Source organism: Glaciecola sp. 33A (assembly GCF_002836745.1).
Taxonomy (GTDB): Bacteria; Pseudomonadota; Gammaproteobacteria; order Enterobacterales; family Alteromonadaceae; genus Glaciecola.
In genome coordinates this window covers 571,692-588,724 of sequence record NZ_PJAR01000044.1, presented here as the reverse complement: position 1 = coordinate 588,724, position 17,033 = coordinate 571,692, and the positions used below count along the sequence as shown (strand labels likewise).

Genomic DNA, 17,033 nt, shown 5'->3' with positions numbered 1-17,033 from the left:
ACTTTGACATGTAGTTAATTCACTACTAATTATCTATTTTCTTTGGGTTTCTTGGGTAAAATTTTTGTGTCATTTTTACCTGATGCTTAAAAAATCGTGTGTCTTTGTAGGGTAGTTTCATGAAGCCTGAAATACCTAAGCCATTAATTTTTGGAATTAAATCAATAATTTCCTTTAGTAAGCTTTTGAATTCGAGCTCCATCGAATGATCAAGCAAAGTGTAATAATTATGCACCTTCAAATGTTTCGGAAGTGCCTCAAAAATAATACACCCGGTGTGGTGAATTGCGTTTAAGCTTTTAATTTTTGACATTAGTGCTGCTGGCAATTTCAACAATTCATCAGGATCCTCTCCATCTTCAAAATAAGAATGCATACGACTTTCATTTTCTCCTAATGAGGTTTTACTTAACTCATACGGAATCTGCATTTTTGGGTTTGGCACAAAGGGTTTCTCTTCAGTGACTCGTTCAACATGCAATGTGTTTTTCGCATTAAACATACAACTCTTAAAAACCCCCTTTCTGACAATAGTACGCGCTAAATTAATGACATTATCAACGCCTCGATCAAATGATAACTGCAAGTTCGGATTATATAAGTTTAGGCTAGAATCGACAAAAATCCCCTCATCCTCCCATCTAATTGCTAACCCGCCGACAACAGGATATTTCCCTAGGCGGCTTACCGCGGCAATAAATCCTTTCTCTGTTTCACCCATTCCTTGCAAGTAATTTTTGTAATAACGCTCAAACTGAGCATCATCAATATAATTTAATTCAGTCATATCAATACCTTCCTGCTGTCTTAGATATGACTTCCTTGAACTATACACAACCGTTTCTATGTCTTTTATTTCTTGATGTCCCCAAGTTGGGACTAAACAAACTTGATCTTGGTAGCGGTCTTCGGCAAATACAAAGTGACGAAATCGAGGGTATTGTTGTAACAAATAATCGCCACCGGAGTGACGTTCAATGGGGTCACTGCTCATTAATGCTGCCAGTACCTTTGCAAACTCTAGCGGCAGACCAAGCGAATCAGCTGGAATAGCCTTTCTACCGTATCGTGAGCCTTGGCCTGACGCCAGCGCATATATCGTGCTCGCTAAGCCCTGTTCATCAAAACGAGGACTCGATAATTTGCCATCCAGTTGATCATCCCCAATAAAGTAAACATCGCCGAGTCTTGCATTAGTTTGCTGTAAATCGGATGACATCAAATCCATCACATTAGTGGTAATCGTCTGCCCTGATGGATCTATTTGCGCGAAGACACATGAACCCCAGTCGATTAGACTGACTTGTTCTGTGTGCTCATCCCAAACTAAGTTGGAGGGTTTGATATCGCCATGAACGACAGGACGAAACACGCCATTTTGCTGAAACTCTCTTAAGAAGTGCAAAATTTCACAAATTTGCACGGTTATTTTAAGGATAATTCTCGGTGGTAAGGGACCGACACGTAATGAATATTTTTCTAGATCAATTCCTGGAGCTCGGTCCATGACTAAAATTGATTGCCGCTTAATTTGCTGAAAAGCGATCAACTTAGGAACATTAGGATGCTCAACTAAGCCTTGCATAAAAGCTTCTTCTTCGAGTCTGTCTTGAATATGTTGGGGCAAGGTGATTCGGGAAAATTTAAAGACTAACTCCCGTCCTTTCTTATCGGTACCTGCAAAAGCAAATCCAAACGCCCCCTTACCAATCATTTCTATATCCGTATAACCTAATTTCTTAAGTTGTGAAATACATAAGCCAAACCAGTTTTTTAGCTTTTTTGCGTCCTTGTGCGAGAGCAAATAAACCGACTGGTCATCAGGAATATAGAAATGTTTAAGTTGTGGTTGCTGCATTATTCAGTTTTTAACCATTCCACTTTTGATAGTTCATTATTGTCACTAGGCAATATTTTTTGCAGCGTCATAAGAATTTCTTTTAAGTCATTATCTAACTGCCAAGGTGGGTTCAATATACACATACCAGAACCATACATACCTACTTTCTGTGAAGGTTTTAGCGTACAAAACTGTATATTTAGCACCGACTTTACATTAAGCCCGGAGAATTGAGATAGCATTTTTTCACTTAACGCCGATTTAGGATTATTGACAATCTCATTGGTTCTTCTATCTTCTCTGGTATCAGAGAGTAAGGGATACCAAATCATATAAATACCAATTGGCCAGCGTTTTATAGCTTTAGTAACCGCATCAATAACTTGTTGATATTCACACACCTGCTCATAAGGAGGATCAATTAGCACTGCTCCTCTATTTGGCGTGGGTGGTAAAACTGCATTCAGCACTTCATAGCCGTCTCGATGCTGCGCTTTAATACCTGTTCGGCGACAACTTCGTTGCAGTGACTCAAATGCTTGTGGGTGTAATTCAGCAGCAAAAGCGTTGTCACCTTTGCGCAATAATGCAGAGGCTACCATGGGAGAGCCCGGATACTGTTGCTCACCAATATACTGATTCACTATGTTTACATAGGAATTAAACAGTGCAGAATTACCTTTAACGTTATTGTTTTCATCATTATCTAACTGACGATTAGACTCTAGTTGCAAAATACCAGTTTTAGCTTCCGAATTTTGTAAAGCTTGTTCTGAGTTTAGATTATATATACCGTCACCGGCATGTGTATCCAAAAAGAAATATGGTTTTGTCTTTAAATTCAAACGCTCAAGCACTGCAACTAAAGTCAGATGCTTAAGCACATCTGCATGGTTTCCAGCATGAAAGGAATGTTGATAACTGAGCACTAAAACTCTCACTCTTAAAATAAAAAAGCCCGCTTACGCGGGCTAATATAACACTACGATACCTATATATTACAATGATACACGCTAAGTTAAAAATGCTTACTTAAGATGAACTAACATTTTTTCAGGATACTGCAAATAACTCATCCATAGATTGTTAAAACGAACCATCGTCGCACCATCAATAACGCGATGATCGCCTGACCAATTAAGCATCATAATACTTTGCGCAATTACCTCACCATTATCATTAAAACGAGGTAACTTTTGAGTTTTACCCAATGCAACGATAGCAACTTCAGGTTTATTAATCACCGGAGTTGCCGTCATTCCGCCTAAAGCACCAATATTTGAAATACTTATTGTGCCATTACTTAAGTCAGTATTTGACAACTTCCCCTCGCGCGCAGCATTAATAATACGGTCACACTCTTGCGCAACTTCAAATAATGACAGGTTTTGTACGTCTTTTATATTCGCTACAAGTAGGCCAATTTTTGAGTCAATTGCCATACCAATATTATGCGATGATAAATAATGTAGCTCCGATTCGTCTTTGTTTAAACGCGAATTAATTTCAGGAAACGACTTCAAAGCCAACGACAATGACTTGATGAAAAAAGGCATGAAACTTAACTTAACACCCTGTTTCTCAAACTCTGGTTTTAACTGACTTCGCAGCGTAATCAGGTTATCCATAATCAATTCATCCGAAACAGTAAAGTGTGGAATTGTGCTTACACTCGCCATCATTTGTTTCGCCATCGCAGCTTTAATGCCACGCATCGGTATCACCTTGCTTACTGCTGACTGCGTGACTTCATTACTAGAGCCTGTTAACTGATTACTGTTGGCATTAGCCATTATAGTATTTGCCTGTTGCGTTGTCGCACCAGGATTTGCAGTTTGTACTATTTCATCTTGACCCTGCATGTGAGCCTCAATGTCCTGTTTCAATACACGGCCTTTTTTACCTGAACCTGACACCAGAGCAATATTAATCTTATGCTCTCTCGCTATGCGCCTTACTGCAGGACTAGCCATTGCCTTAGCACGATTGTTTCGCACTGACTCAAGCTCGCTGTCATCAGTATTCTCGGTCTTAGCAGCCTGCCTTACTGTAGTAGCTGAAACTGTTAATTCGCTTGGAGAAGTTGACACAACTGGACCATCAGATTGAATCAACTGATCGAATAACGGCGTATGTACTTGCGCAATATCTCCCTGTTGATAATGCAGTTTTACAACCTTACCTTGATATTTCGCTGGTATCTCAACAACGGCCTTGTCCGTCATGACCTCAACAACGACCTGATCTTCTGTGACCAGATCACCTTCTTGAATGCACCATTTGACAATTTCACATTCAACAATACCTTCGCCAATATCAGGTAAAATAAACGCTTCGATTTGTTCTGCGTTTATTCCTGCAACTGGTGCTGGAGGGGGCATTATCATCTGACTAGCAGGACTATCACTTAGTGAAGGAGAAACCGCTTCAGATGACGTCTCATTGCTTACCTCGTCATCAATATCCATGGCAAACAGAGGAGCATGTACTTTCGCGATGTCACCTTCCTTGTAGTGAAGTTTGCGTACAACGCCGTTGTGCATCGCCGGGATCTGAACGGTTGCTTTATCGGTCATGACTTCAGCAACAGGTTGATCTTCAGTAATGACGTCACCCTCTTTAACAAGCCATTCAAGCAGTTCGCATTCAACAATACCTTCGCCTATATCAGGCAATATAAATTCGTTCATCATTGCCTCCTAGTAGTCCATTGTTCGCTTAATAGCTTCAAACGTTTTCAAATGATCAGGCATATATTCCTTCTCGTGTGCTAATGGAAATGGCGTATCAAGGCCACAAACCCGTGCTATTGGCGATTCGAGATATAAGAAGCACCTTTCCTGAACCGTTGCAGCAATTTCACTCGCGAAACCACCCGTTAACGGTGCTTCATGATTAATTAATAATCTACCTGTTTTGCAAACCGATTCACAAATTGTTTCAACATCCCAAGGCAGTATGCTTTGTAAATCAATAACTTCGCAAGACACACCAATCTCTTGCGCCATTGCTGCTGCTTTTTCAATGGTCTCTACTTGGGCTCCCCATGCTAATAAAGTAATGTCGGTGCCTTCTTTTACCATATCGGCTTTGCCTAATGGTAATTCGTAGTCCGTTTCAGGTACGTCGCCAACAGAGGCCCTATACAGTTTTTTCGGTTCCATGAATAACACGGGATTATCGTCTCTAATGGACGCTAGCAGCAACCCTTTAGCTTGACGTGGGTTACGCGGAATAACCACTTTCATGCCAGGAATATGCGCAAAAAAAGCTTCTGGGGATTGAGAATGATAAAGACCGCCCGCTATGCCGCCGCCATAAGGCGTTCTAATTGTTAGTGTTCCGCAAGTAAACTGGCCACCGGAACGATAACGCCATTTCGCAGTTTCATTCACAATTTGGTCAAACGCTGGGAAAATATAGTCACTAAATTGTATTTCGGCAACAGGCACTGAACCATGCGATGCGAGTCCATTTGCAAAACCAATAATACCCTGCTCGGTCAACGGCGTGTTAAAGCAACGTCCTTTACCAAACTTTTCTTGTAGGTTGCTTGTGGCTCTAAAAACACCACCAAAATGGCCGACATCTTCACCAAACACCATGACTTTTTCATCGTCTGTCATTGCCGTAATGAGTGCGTTGTTAATCGCCTGTAATAAATTCATTTGCGCCATTATTTTACACTCCCTGATGTTTTAGGATAGTGCTCAGGGTATTTTGCAATATGCGCTTTTAATTCTACGAGTTGTTTTTTTAAGTGCCAAGGTGGCGTATCGTAAACGTCTTCAACAATCTCATCGATAGACGCAACAGGCACTTTTTCAGCTTTTTTGACTGCGGCTAGAATTTCAGCCCTCGACTTTTCGAGATAAGCATCGGTTGCTGTCTTGTCGAACCAACCTTTGCTATCTAGCCATTTATTAAAGCGTTCAACAGGATCTTTCGCATGCCACTTTTCTTCTTCACTTTTAGACCGATACCCGCTAGGATCATCTGAAGTAGAGTGAGCGGCTAAACGATAGGTCATCGCTTCAATTAATACAGGACAATTATGCGCTAAAGCAACTTCTCTTGCTTTTTTAGTCGCTGCAAAAACCGCCAGCACATCATTGCCATCAACGCGAATAGTTTTAACACCGTAACCAATGCCGCGTGATGCAATACCATCGCCTTTAAACTGTTCTTCCACCGGAGTAGAAATTGCGTAACCGTTGTTGCGACAAAAGAATATTACTGGGCAATTTAATACGGCAGCCATATTAACGCCGGCATGAAAGTCGCCCTCTGAAGCCGCACCTTCGCCGAAATAACAAATCGTTAAAGCTGGTTTTCCAGACATTTTTTGTCCATAGGCATAACCAGCGGCCTGCGGTATTTGCGTGCCTAATGGCGATGAAATCGTCATGAAGTTCAATGCCTTATCACCATAATGGATAGGCATTTGGCGTCCCTTATTAGGGTCTAATTCATTACTGAACATTTGATTCATAAACTGTTCGGTGGTGTATCCACGATAAGCTAATGCGCCCTGTTCTCTATACTGCGACATAATCATATCATCGGATGACAACGCAGCAGCGCTCGCCACTGTAGACGCTTCTTCGCCTGTACAAGCAAGATAAAAACTAATTCTGCCTTGGCGCTGTGCACCAACCATACGTTCATCTAATAGACGAATGTACTGCATGGTAGCTGCAATTCTCTTAGCTGTTGCTTCATCAATTTCAGGACTTTGTTCTTTATTGGTTTCGTGTCCATTTTCATCAAGCAATTGCAACATTGGTATTTCTATCAGACCGTTTTCAATCAAGCAAACGCTGTTTGTTGGTTGTACATCAGAAAGGTGATTTCTGTCTTGCATATTCAACATCCATTGGATTTTATTATCAGGCTCTATATTAGTTAATAGTGGAATCGTCTTTTTTGCTATTTTTTTCATATTTTGTAAACGACTAATTATAAAACCCCTATTTTTTCATATTTTTTAAATGAATCATCCTATTTGTTAAAAATTTGCTAAATGGGCGTGGAATAATAGAAGCAATATAACGTCGACTTAAGGGGGCACTATTAGGCCAAATTTTGTTCCTGTTTTGACCAAAATAAAACTGTCGATGTCACATTGTGCTGCCGATACACTTTTACTAAGCTCGGCAATGTGAAAACTGGCTGCGTGTTTTCATTCAATTCATGGAACCATATTTAGCCATCGTGCAGCGATTTAGTTGTCGCAAAAACCAATAAAACACCACGAATATATTTGTTTGTAAACTAATCTTGCTAGGATGAAAATATTAAATGCATAAAACGTTTACACTTCTTTATGAAATAAAGTTATAAATTAAAACAATAGGTCAAAGTAAAATTAATGGTAATTTAGCATAGTCACGAAATAAATAGTGAGCTACGTTACCCAATGAACGGCGATGAATTTAGTTTTCGTCAGATCAGTATTATCGGAGGTTCGTTTGAACAATAAATTCACCTTAGCAATATTAGCTGCTTTCTCGTCAAGCGCCTTCATGGCATATAGTCTTAGTGAAAAAGATGGACAAACTGTGCAAAAACAGACGGTGCCCAGTTACTTAACCGCTGCGTCATTTATTTATGACCCCAAGGATACGACAGGTCTACATCTTTACGTAGTGCATTTGGCTGACGCGCCGGTAGCATTGTATGAAGGTGGCATAGAAAAATATGCTGCGACAAAACCAAACAATCGAAAATTACAGTTGGATTCCCCTGCAGTTGAATCCTATTCGGGCTATTTAGCATCGAAGCATGACCAATTTTTATCATTACTAAAAAAACAAGTCGTTAACGTTGAACCCACATTAGCCTACAAAATTGCATTTAATGGTTTGGCAATAAAGCTAAGCCAAGACCAAGCTAGTGCAATATCACGACTCCCGGGCGTATTGAAAGTAGTCAAAGACCGTATTTACAAGCTTGACACCGATACAGGTCCGAGTCTTATTGGCGCCCCCGCAGTTTGGAGCGGTGCAGCACAAGACAGCGGTGTCGGCACTTATGGCGAAGGTGTTGTGGTAGGAATCATCGATTCAGGTATTAATACTGATCACCCATCATTTTCAGCAGTTGCGGGAGACGGATACGTACACATTAACCCGTTCGGGTCTGGTGTATATTTAGGTGACTGTGCAGGTGACTTTAGTAATTTATGTAACAGTAAACTCATTGGTGTTTATAGCTACCCCGTGATCACAGACGAATATGCAGACACCGATGTTTTTGGCATTGATTTGCCACGTAATGGTGAAGATTATGGTGGTCATGGTTCGCATGTAGCGGGCACTGCAGCAGGTAATATACTGTTAAATACGCCTGAATCGTTACCCGAACTAGGCGCTATAGAGAGCGATGGTATAGCAACTGGCTTTGTCTTTGATAGAATATCGGGTGTTGCGCCCCGAGCTAACATCATCAGTTACCAAGTGTGCTGGGGCGGACGGGAAGATGCAGGAGACACGTATGGAGATTGTTCCGGTGCGGCAATTAATGCAGCCATAGAAGATGCAATCCAAGATCAGGTTGATATCATTAACTATTCAATTAGTGGCGGCGGTCAACCGTGGAATAGCTCAACCGAACTGGCTTTTCTTGCTGCACAAAATGCGGGTATTTTTGTAGCTACATCTGCAGGTAATAGTGGTCCAAGTGCCGGTTCTACGGTAAAATATGCACCGTGGTATACCGCTGTGGCTGCCTCTGAACATGGGCGCTCAATAAGCTATCAAAAGCAGTTAACTAATTTTTCTGGTGGTAATACAAACCTAAGTTCATTGACGGGTACCAGTAATTCTGGGGGCATTACCGCACCTATTGTTTATGCTGGTGATTTTAGTAACCCCAATGATCCTAACAATGATCCAGCACAATGTTTAGAAGCGTTTCCAGCGGGCACTTTTAGTGGACAAATTGTGGTTTGTGATCGAGGCGAAATAGCACGCGTGCAAAAGGCAGTGAATGTCAGAGATGGTGGTGCTGGCGGCTATGTATTAGGAAACGTAGTTGGTGGTTCAGATAACCTGGCAAATGATCAATATGTTGTTGCCGGTATCCATCTTCAATCTGCACAAGCATCGTTGTTGCGAAATTGGTTAGCCTTTGGCAGTAATCATGTCGCAACAATAACGGCCTCATCTGGCAATATTATCATTAACCAACAACGCGAAGATGTGTTGGCCGGGTTTTCTTCAAAAGGTCCGAGTAACAGTATCAGCACACTAACACCCGCGATCGGTGGTCCCGGAGTTCAAATTTATGCTGCTTGGGCTGACCAACAATTCGGTCATGATGGACATGAGCCAGCGGCCGGTGATTTCAGTTATTTATCAGGAACGTCAATGTCTAGTCCACATGTCGCTGGTTCTGCGGCGCTAATTAAGGCTGCTCAGCCAGCATGGACGCCTGATAATATTCGTTCAGCTTTAGCCATGACTGCCTCAAGAACGGTAAAAAAAGAGGATGCTGTGACCAATGCTGATTGGTTTGATTCAGGCTCTGGTCGAGTGCAAGTTGATAAAGCAGTCGAGGCTGGACTTATTATGAATGAGACCGCAGCAAACTATGCCGCGGCTGATCCCAATATTGGAGGCGAACCGCGTGAACTTAATTTGCCGAGCATTACCGATAACCAATGCGCTAATACCTGTGTTTGGAGTCGAACATTTACTGCGGCTAAATCAGGTACATGGAGTGTAAATAGCGAAACTATTTCACCTAATATTCAAATTACGAGCACACCGGCATCGTTTAGCTTAAACGTCGGCGAAACACAAATCATCACCACCACTATTGATGTCACCAATGCAAGTAGTTCAGATTGGCTTTTTGGCGCAGTTACAATGACAGCGAATGGTCAGCCCGATTTACATCTCCCTGTATCAGTATATCCGACTGCGGGTTCAATACCCGAGTTGTTAAGGATAACTGCAGGTCGCTTAGCTGATTCATATTTAGTTAAAAATATTAAAAGTAAAACCCAAACTAGCTTTACAGCAACAACACTTGGATTTACTAAAGCGAATGAAGTCAATGGCGAGATATTGCAAGATTCAACACCCACATTTGTCTTTGACGATATTCAACAAGGGGTTAATTTGTTTGAGTTTGATGTCGATTCCAGTCATCAAAGAATTGTTGCGCAAATCACTCAAAGCAGCGCCACTGATATCGACCTTTTCTTAGTTTTTGATGCCAATGGTAATGGTATTCCGGAGGATGTTGAAGTCGTTAATAGCAGCACTACCAGCGGTTCTATTGAATATATTGACACCACAGAATTATCGCTTGGAAAATACTGGGTGATGGTACAAAACTATGAAGCGGGAATTGAAGGGCAAGCAGATACCTATAATTTGTTTTACGCCGCTGTTAACGAGAGTACAGATGACACATCCCTATCCTTCTCAGTCCCTTCAAGTGTTTCTGCAGGTAATGCTTTTGATGTGCGAGCAAATTGGGACCTAGGTGATGCACAAACAGATGATAAGTTTTATGGCATTGTTGTGTTTGGCAATGCAGGCGCTCCAGATGATTCTGGCGTTAGTCTATTTAATCTGACCAAAGGCGGCCAAGACGTTGAACTGCGCTCTGCTGCAAGTTTCATTAACATTGGCGAGAACACTGAGTTTCATATTCTGGTCAAAGGTACGTCTTCACCCGAAAACCGTAATTATGATATTACCCTGCCAATACCTTCTGGCTTTAGTTTGGATGCAAACTCTGTGGGCCAAGGCGGTGCTGTTTCCGGTAATGAGGTAAATTGGAATATTACCAAACAAACTGCTGAAGTTGGAAATCAGATCATTACTTTTGAACTCATTCCAACATCAACCATCACTGAACAAGACTTACGTTTTTCGATTACGTCCGATGTTACGAATATTCAGGCTGCACAAGTTGAAACATCCATATTATCTAGCGTAATTCAACTAGACGCTCCACCTATTGTCACTATTGACGGTTCTAACAACGCAACTGCCGCTGTGATTGAAACGCAAACAATCAATATCACAGCTGTTGCGGTCGAACCTAATGGTGAAGCGATAACCTTTACTTGGCGTCAAGTTGACGGTCCCAGTGGCACTCTAACCAATACGACATCTGCAACAGTTGGTTTTACTGCGCCATCTGTTGAGGGACCGCAAGTTGCTACACTCGAAGTAAGCGTGCAGGACCCACAAGGTAACATTGATACTGCACGGGTAACGGTGAGCATTGGCAACAATGAAGCACCTACGATCACTGTGTCGTCGCCCACATCAGTCACAGTTGGGCAAAGTTACACAGTGAGCGTAACCAGCAGTGATCCGGAAAACGATAGCGTTAGCGTGACTATTGATGGTCGAAATGGCACAGTATTAACTCGCAATGCACCATCAAGCCCAACCACATTACGATTTGATGTGGTTGCTTCAGATGGTATTAATCAGGTTAGCCAATCAGTTAGTATAACCGTAACAGCAGTGCCGTCTTCTAACAGCGGCGGTGGCTCGATGGGCGCATTCATATTTTTATTAGTACCTATCTTGTTTTTTAGGAGGCTGTTTAGGCTAGGTAGGAAAAATAACCGCTAACACTCTGCTGGCTTGTTACGTCGAGCAAGCAGTAAAGTAAAGAGTCGCTATGTCGTGGCTCTTTTTTGCTTAAATAATGTGGTAGCATTAGCAAAATTGTTAACTGAACCGTCATCTTGAGCCAAAAAATTACCAAACAAGCCTTCTTTACAGAAATGAAATCGCTGTTTACTCTGGCTTGGCCCCTGCTTATAGCACAAGTCACTCAAACATTAATGGGCGTATCAGACACCATCATGGCTGGCCAATATAGCTACACTGATATGGCTGCTGTCGCTATTGGATTCAGTATTACGATGCCGGTATTAATGTTTATTCAAGGCGTAACATTGGGTCTGTCTCCCATCATAAGTCGTTTACAAGGGAGTAATCAAACCAACAAAGTGGCAAACGCGCTCCATCAATGTGTTTGGTTGTCACTCATGCTGAGCGTGTTGGCGTTATTGTTTGTTTTTGTTGTATCGCCACTGCTAGCAAGTGTTGAAATGGAGAGCGATGTGAGGTCCAAAGCGGTCGACTATATTGTCTATATCTTGCTCGCAGCTCCCGGGTTTGCGCTGTATCAAAGTTTACGCAACTGTTGTGAGGGTTTATCCAGTACACGCCCTACTATGATCATCATGTTTGCTGGTTTACTGGTTAACATTCCGGCAAATTATATTTTCATTAACGGCTTGTTTGGTGTTCCTCAAATGGGTGGTGCTGGATGTGGTATCGCTACTTTACTTGTTATTTACGTAATGGCGTTTGTAACATTGCTGTATATGATGATGGCCAAAAAATTAAAAAAGTATGAATTGTTCACCCAGTTTCATTGGCCCAAACTAGACTTACAATTAACTCAGTTAAAAATTGGCTTACCCATCGCCTTCACGATTGTGTTTGAAGTCTCACTATTTGGCGTCGTTGCCTTGTTACTTGCTCGCTTTGGTGCTGAGGTTGTCGCCTCGCATCAAATCGCTTTGAATTTTTCCTCACTGATGTTTATGTTACCGATGAGTATTGGCATGGCGCTAGCTATTCGGATTGGTTATACCGTCGGTAAAGAAGATGCGCTAAAAGCGAAAATATCGGTATATTGTGCCCTTGTATCCGCAATCCTCATCGCCTTATTTACAGCGACCATGACCGTCATTTTGGGTACCAAAATATCGGCGCTATATACCGAGAATACAGAGGTTATTCTAATGGCGTCTAGCCTTTTGTTTTTCGCTGCTTTATTTCAGTTCAGCGATGGCATCCAAGTTGTTTCGGCTAACGCATTACGCGGATACAAGGACACAAAGGCCATGTTGATATTGAGTTTTGTGTCGTATTGGTTAGTTGGACTGCCTGTTGGTGTTGTGCTTGGTCTAACTGATTGGTTGTTTCCTGCAATGGCGGCCAAAGGCTTTTGGATAGGCTTTATTTCTGGCCTAAGTTGCGCTGCTGTATTAATGTATTGGCGCGTAAGCATCATCCAAAAACGCGTAGCGAATGATGTTAAAGCGTTCGCTTAAGGCGGCTATTATGGAACTTGCGTAAACGTCTTAGTAGAACTTTCTAATGCTTTATTCATCTCTACCATTTCAGCATCCGTTAGATGTCGATATTGACCCGACTTAATGCCGCTTAAACTGACATGCATAATACGCTTACGAGTTAAGCGTGTAACCTCATAGCCTAAGTATTCACACATGCGACGAATTTGACGATTTAGCCCTTGCGTTAAGATAATATCAAAACCAAACTTGCCAGCCCGTCTTAGTTCACAGGGTTTCGTGACCGTATCCAGTATCGGTATGCCGGATGACATTTTACTAATAAATTCATCTGAAACCACTCTATTTACTATCACGCGATAATGTTTTTCATGCGCGTTTTCAGCGCGCAAAATTTTGTTTACGATGTCCCCGTCACTAGTCAGTAGTATCAACCCTTCTGACGGTTTATCCAACCGACCAATGGGGAAGATTCTGGTTGCAAAGCCAATAGCATCGATAATATTACCTTGCACTTTTCGTTCAGTCGTACAAGTTATTCCTATTGGCTTGTTGTAAGCAAGGTAAACACGATCCGTTTTATCTTCAGCAACCGCTTCAATCAATTTGCCATTAACCGTTACTTTGTCGTCTAAGCTGACTTTGGTTCCTAATTCAGGCACTGCGCCATTGACTGCAACACTGCCTTTTTCAATTAAAGCATCAGCTTCACGGCGTGAACAAAAACCAGAATCACTGATATATTTATTAAGACGTTTTAACATTTGGCTTCCCTGTTTTAAGTACGCCTAATGATACAAGCTTCACCCGCTATTATGCAACGAATAGCGGGTATCTTACGCTTTTTTCAACAAGGTTTTTATTGACTCAGTTAACCCATCTACCGTTAATGGGTACATTCGGTTTTTCATCAACTCCTGCATAATCTGCAATGAAGCATGATAATGCCAATATTGCTTGGGTTGTGGATTTAACCAAACAGCATGCTCAAAATGATTTAAAAGACGCTCCATCCACACCGCGCCGGTTTCCTCATTCCAATGTTCGACACTACCTCCAGGGTAGGTAATTTCGTATGGCCCCATGGTCGCATCACCCACGAATATGGCTTTGTAGTCAGCACCATATTTATGGATTATTTGATAAATATCCATGGTTTGCTGCCCTCGCCTTTGATTGTCTTTCCACACACCATCATAAATACAATTATGAAAATAGAAAAACTCAATGTGTTTAAACTCAGAATGCACTGCTGAAAAGAGCTCTTCACAACGCTTAATGTGGGAGTCCATTGAGCCACCCACATCAAAAAATAACAAAAGTTTAATCGCATTGTGACGTTCAGGTGCCATCTTCAGGTCTAAGTAACCCGCATTTCGCGCTGTCGAACTAATCGTGTCTTTTATATCTAGCTCTTCACTTGCGCCCGTGCGTGCAAACTTACGTAATCGACGGAGCGCAACTTTAATGTTACGCGTACCTATTTCAACGTCACTGGAAAGGTTTTTGAATTGGCGTTTATCCCACACCTTAACAGCTGAAAAATTACGGTTTTTATCTTGACCAATCCGCACACCTTCTGGGTTATGGCCATTCGCCCCAAAGGGTGATGTACCTCCTGTACCAATCCATTTATTGCCGCCTTGGTGCCGTTTTTCTTGCTCTTTTAAGCGCTCCTGCAAGGTTTCCATTAACTTATCGAGACCACCAAGTGCTTCAATTTTTTTCTTCTCTTCTTCGCTTAAGAACTTCTCCATTTCAGAGCGCAACCAATCTTCTGGAATTTCTTTATCAAACAAATTAATCGATTGCACGCCCTTAAAATAATCGGCAAAGGCTTTATCAAACTTGTCGTACTGATTTTCGTCTTTAACCAATACGGTGCGGGCTAAAAAGTAAAAACCTTCAATATCTGCATGCACAACATTATGATCAAGGGCATTCACTAAATCTAACCATTCGGTAATACTCGTCTTTAAACGGTATTCACGTAATTTAAAGAAGAATTCGATTAACATTAACGACGAGCCATAAACATAAGCTTTTCAAATAGGTGTATATCCTGCTCATTTTTCAGCAAGGCACCATATAGCGGAGGTAGTGCATTTTTTGCATCGTTGTCTTGTAATACCGAAGCAGGAATATCGTCAGCCACTAGTAATTTTAACCAGTCAATTAACTCTGATGTAGACGGTTTTTTCTTGATACCACCAACATCCCTAATTTGGAAAAATGATGTCAGCGCTTTTTCAAGAAGGTCTTTCTTAATATTAGGGAAATGCACATCAAGGATCTGGGTCATCTCTTCTCTTTCAGGAAATTGAATATAATGAAAGAAACAGCGGCGAAGGAACGCATCAGGTAATTCTTTCTCGTTGTTAGAGGTAATTATGACAATCGGACGCTGCTTGGCCACAATTCTTTCTTGTGTTTCATATACAAAGAATTCCATTTTATCGAGTTCTAGTAACAAGTCATTTGGAAATTCAATATCCGCTTTATCAATTTCATCAATTAACAAAACAGGACGTTTTTCTGCTGTGAACGCTTGCCATAATTTACCCTTGACGATGTAGTTACCGATATTATGAACGCGCGCATCGCCTAGTTGCGAATCACGCAAACGTGACACTGCATCATATTCGTACAATCCTTGCTGTGCCTTAGTTGTTGATTTTATGTGCCATTGTAATAAATCTGCACCCAGTGCAGCAGATAACTCTTCCGCCAACATTGTCTTACCCGTGCCCGGCTCACCTTTAATAAGAAGTGGTTTTTCTAGTGTGATAGCTGCATTTACTGCCAGTTGTAGCTCTTTACTCGCAATATAATTCTTGGTACCAGTAAACCCCATGGGATCCCTCAACTTTTGTTTTTATTGATTAAGTGAAATAAAAATAACATATAGCTAAAAAAGCACTGTGTTTTTTTCAATTTGCGCATACTCTTATCACTGTAGAAGTTTTACGACTAACTGAACACTAACGATTAATAATAGCGACACGTAACTTTTGGTGATAGTTATTTTTTTTGATAACAACCATTAATGAGAAGTTAACTCGCGATGATTGTTTAACAAAGGAAGTATAATGAACACATTTGACGACCATTCGCTTGCCATTGGCCGCACGCCATTAGTCAGACTCAATAGAGTCACTGGTGGTAACGTATACGCAAAAATTGAATCTCGCAACCCCAGCTTTAGTATCAAGTGCCGCATTGGCGCCAATATGATTTGGGACGCTGAAAAGAAAGGTTTGATGACTGAAGGTAAAGAGCTTATTGAAGCGACAAGCGGCAATACAGGTATCGCACTTGCTTTTGTTGCGGCGTCTCGTGGCTATAAACTAACGCTCACCATGCCTAGTAGTATGAGTTTAGAGCGCAGAAAGTTGTTAAGAGCGTTAGGCGCAAACTTAATACTTACCGATGCTCCTAAGGGCATGAAAGGCGCATTGTCCAAAGTGCAAGAAATTATGGATGCAGACCCAGGTCGTTATGTGCCATTAAATCAGTTTGATAATCCTGCAAATCCAGAAATTCATGAGAAAACAACAGGTCCCGAAATTTGGGAAGATACCGAAGGCAAAGTTGACGCGTTTGTTGCAGGTGTGGGCACAGGCGGCACAATTACTGGTGTAAGCCGTTACATTAAAAAGACAGCGGGCAAAGCCATCACGGTAGTAGCGGTTGAACCAACGGACAGCCCTGTTATTACTCAAGCTAAAGCCGGCCTGCAATTAACTCCTGGCCCGCATAAAATACAAGGTATTGGTGCGGGCTTCATTCCTGGCAATCTAGACCTCGACCTGATTGATGAAGTAGAACAAGTGAGCAATGCAGAAACAATGGCGATGGCAAACAGACTGATGAAAGAAGAAGGTATTTTAGCTGGTATTTCTTCTGGCGCTGCCGTTGTAGCAGCTAAACGTTATGCCGAGCGCCCAGAAAATAAGGACAAAATCGTCGTAGTATTGTTAGCCAGTGGTACAGAACGTTATTTGAGTAGCCCATTGTTTTCTGGTGAGTTTTCTGACGTAGAAGAAGTTCAATAGTCCAATTAACGGCTCCATCTAATCAGCTGCTTATACTTACACAAACCATCAC

The 17,033-nt window shown here is 41.6% G+C and carries 11 protein-coding genes; 3 read left to right on the top strand and 8 right to left on the bottom strand.

Annotation, left to right across the window (positions count from 1 at the left end; all coding sequences use genetic code 11):
• Positions 1–25: 25 nt before the first annotated feature.
• From CXF81_RS18660 to CXF81_RS18640, 5 genes are all read right to left on the bottom strand, one after another.
• Complete coding sequence (locus CXF81_RS18660) at positions 26–1,858, bottom strand: protein kinase (protein WP_198556432.1); 1,833 nt, start codon at positions 1,856–1,858, stop codon at positions 26–28.
• A complete protein-coding gene (locus CXF81_RS18655) occupies positions 1,858–2,769 on the bottom strand; it encodes a 23S rRNA (adenine(2030)-N(6))-methyltransferase RlmJ (RefSeq protein WP_101182906.1) in 912 nt (303 codons plus the stop codon). Before CXF81_RS18655 ends, CXF81_RS18660 begins: the two co-directional genes overlap by 1 nt.
• Positions 2,770–2,868: 99 nt before the next feature.
• Positions 2,869–4,533: a dihydrolipoyllysine-residue acetyltransferase gene (locus tag CXF81_RS18650; protein ID WP_101182905.1), complete on the bottom strand. Its 1,665-nt coding sequence runs from the start codon at positions 4,531–4,533 to the stop codon at positions 2,869–2,871.
• Between the two features lie 6 nt (positions 4,534–4,539).
• Positions 4,540–5,517: an alpha-ketoacid dehydrogenase subunit beta gene (locus CXF81_RS18645; RefSeq protein WP_101182904.1), complete on the bottom strand. Its 978-nt coding sequence runs from the start codon at positions 5,515–5,517 to the stop codon at positions 4,540–4,542.
• Entirely contained in the window at positions 5,517–6,704 is a 1,188-nt protein-coding gene (locus tag CXF81_RS18640; RefSeq protein ID WP_198556441.1) for a thiamine pyrophosphate-dependent dehydrogenase E1 component subunit alpha, read from the bottom strand. Before CXF81_RS18640 ends, CXF81_RS18645 begins: the two co-directional genes overlap by 1 nt.
• 607 nt (positions 6,705–7,311) lie before the next feature.
• Between CXF81_RS18640 and CXF81_RS18635 the strand changes: the two genes are divergently transcribed.
• Both CXF81_RS18635 and CXF81_RS18630 read left to right on the top strand, forming a co-directional pair.
• Positions 7,312–11,445, top strand: a complete 4,134-nt coding sequence (locus tag CXF81_RS18635; RefSeq protein ID WP_198556431.1) for a S8 family serine peptidase — start codon at positions 7,312–7,314, stop codon at positions 11,443–11,445.
• 116 nt (positions 11,446–11,561) lie between these two features.
• On the top strand, positions 11,562–12,944 hold the full coding sequence (locus CXF81_RS18630; protein WP_369828727.1) for an MATE family efflux transporter: 1,383 nt from the start codon (positions 11,562–11,564) through the stop codon (positions 12,942–12,944).
• A gap of 8 nt (positions 12,945–12,952) precedes the next feature.
• Here the strand turns inward: CXF81_RS18630 and CXF81_RS18625 are convergent, their stop codons facing one another.
• The 3 genes from CXF81_RS18625 to CXF81_RS18615 all read right to left on the bottom strand — a co-directional run bounded on the left by CXF81_RS18625 (position 12,953) and on the right by CXF81_RS18615 (position 15,780).
• Positions 12,953–13,690 carry a pseudouridine synthase gene (locus CXF81_RS18625; protein ID WP_101182902.1) on the bottom strand — a complete coding sequence of 246 codons (738 nt, stop codon included), beginning with the start codon at positions 13,688–13,690 and terminating at the stop codon, positions 12,953–12,955.
• A gap of 72 nt (positions 13,691–13,762) precedes the next feature.
• Positions 13,763–14,944 carry a VWA domain-containing protein gene (locus tag CXF81_RS18620; RefSeq protein WP_101182901.1) on the bottom strand — a complete coding sequence of 394 codons (1,182 nt, stop codon included), beginning with the start codon at positions 14,942–14,944 and terminating at the stop codon, positions 13,763–13,765.
• On the bottom strand, positions 14,944–15,780 hold the full coding sequence (locus CXF81_RS18615; RefSeq protein ID WP_101182900.1) for a MoxR family ATPase: 837 nt from the start codon (positions 15,778–15,780) through the stop codon (positions 14,944–14,946). Before CXF81_RS18615 ends, CXF81_RS18620 begins: the two co-directional genes overlap by 1 nt.
• A 235-nt stretch (positions 15,781–16,015) precedes the next feature.
• On the opposite strand from CXF81_RS18615, the gene cysK reads away from it, so the two are divergent.
• Positions 16,016–16,981 (top strand): cysteine synthase A, encoded by a 966-nt coding sequence (gene cysK, locus CXF81_RS18610; protein ID WP_101182899.1) that lies wholly within the window; start codon positions 16,016–16,018, stop codon positions 16,979–16,981.
• The last annotated feature ends 52 nt before the right edge of the window (positions 16,982–17,033 follow it).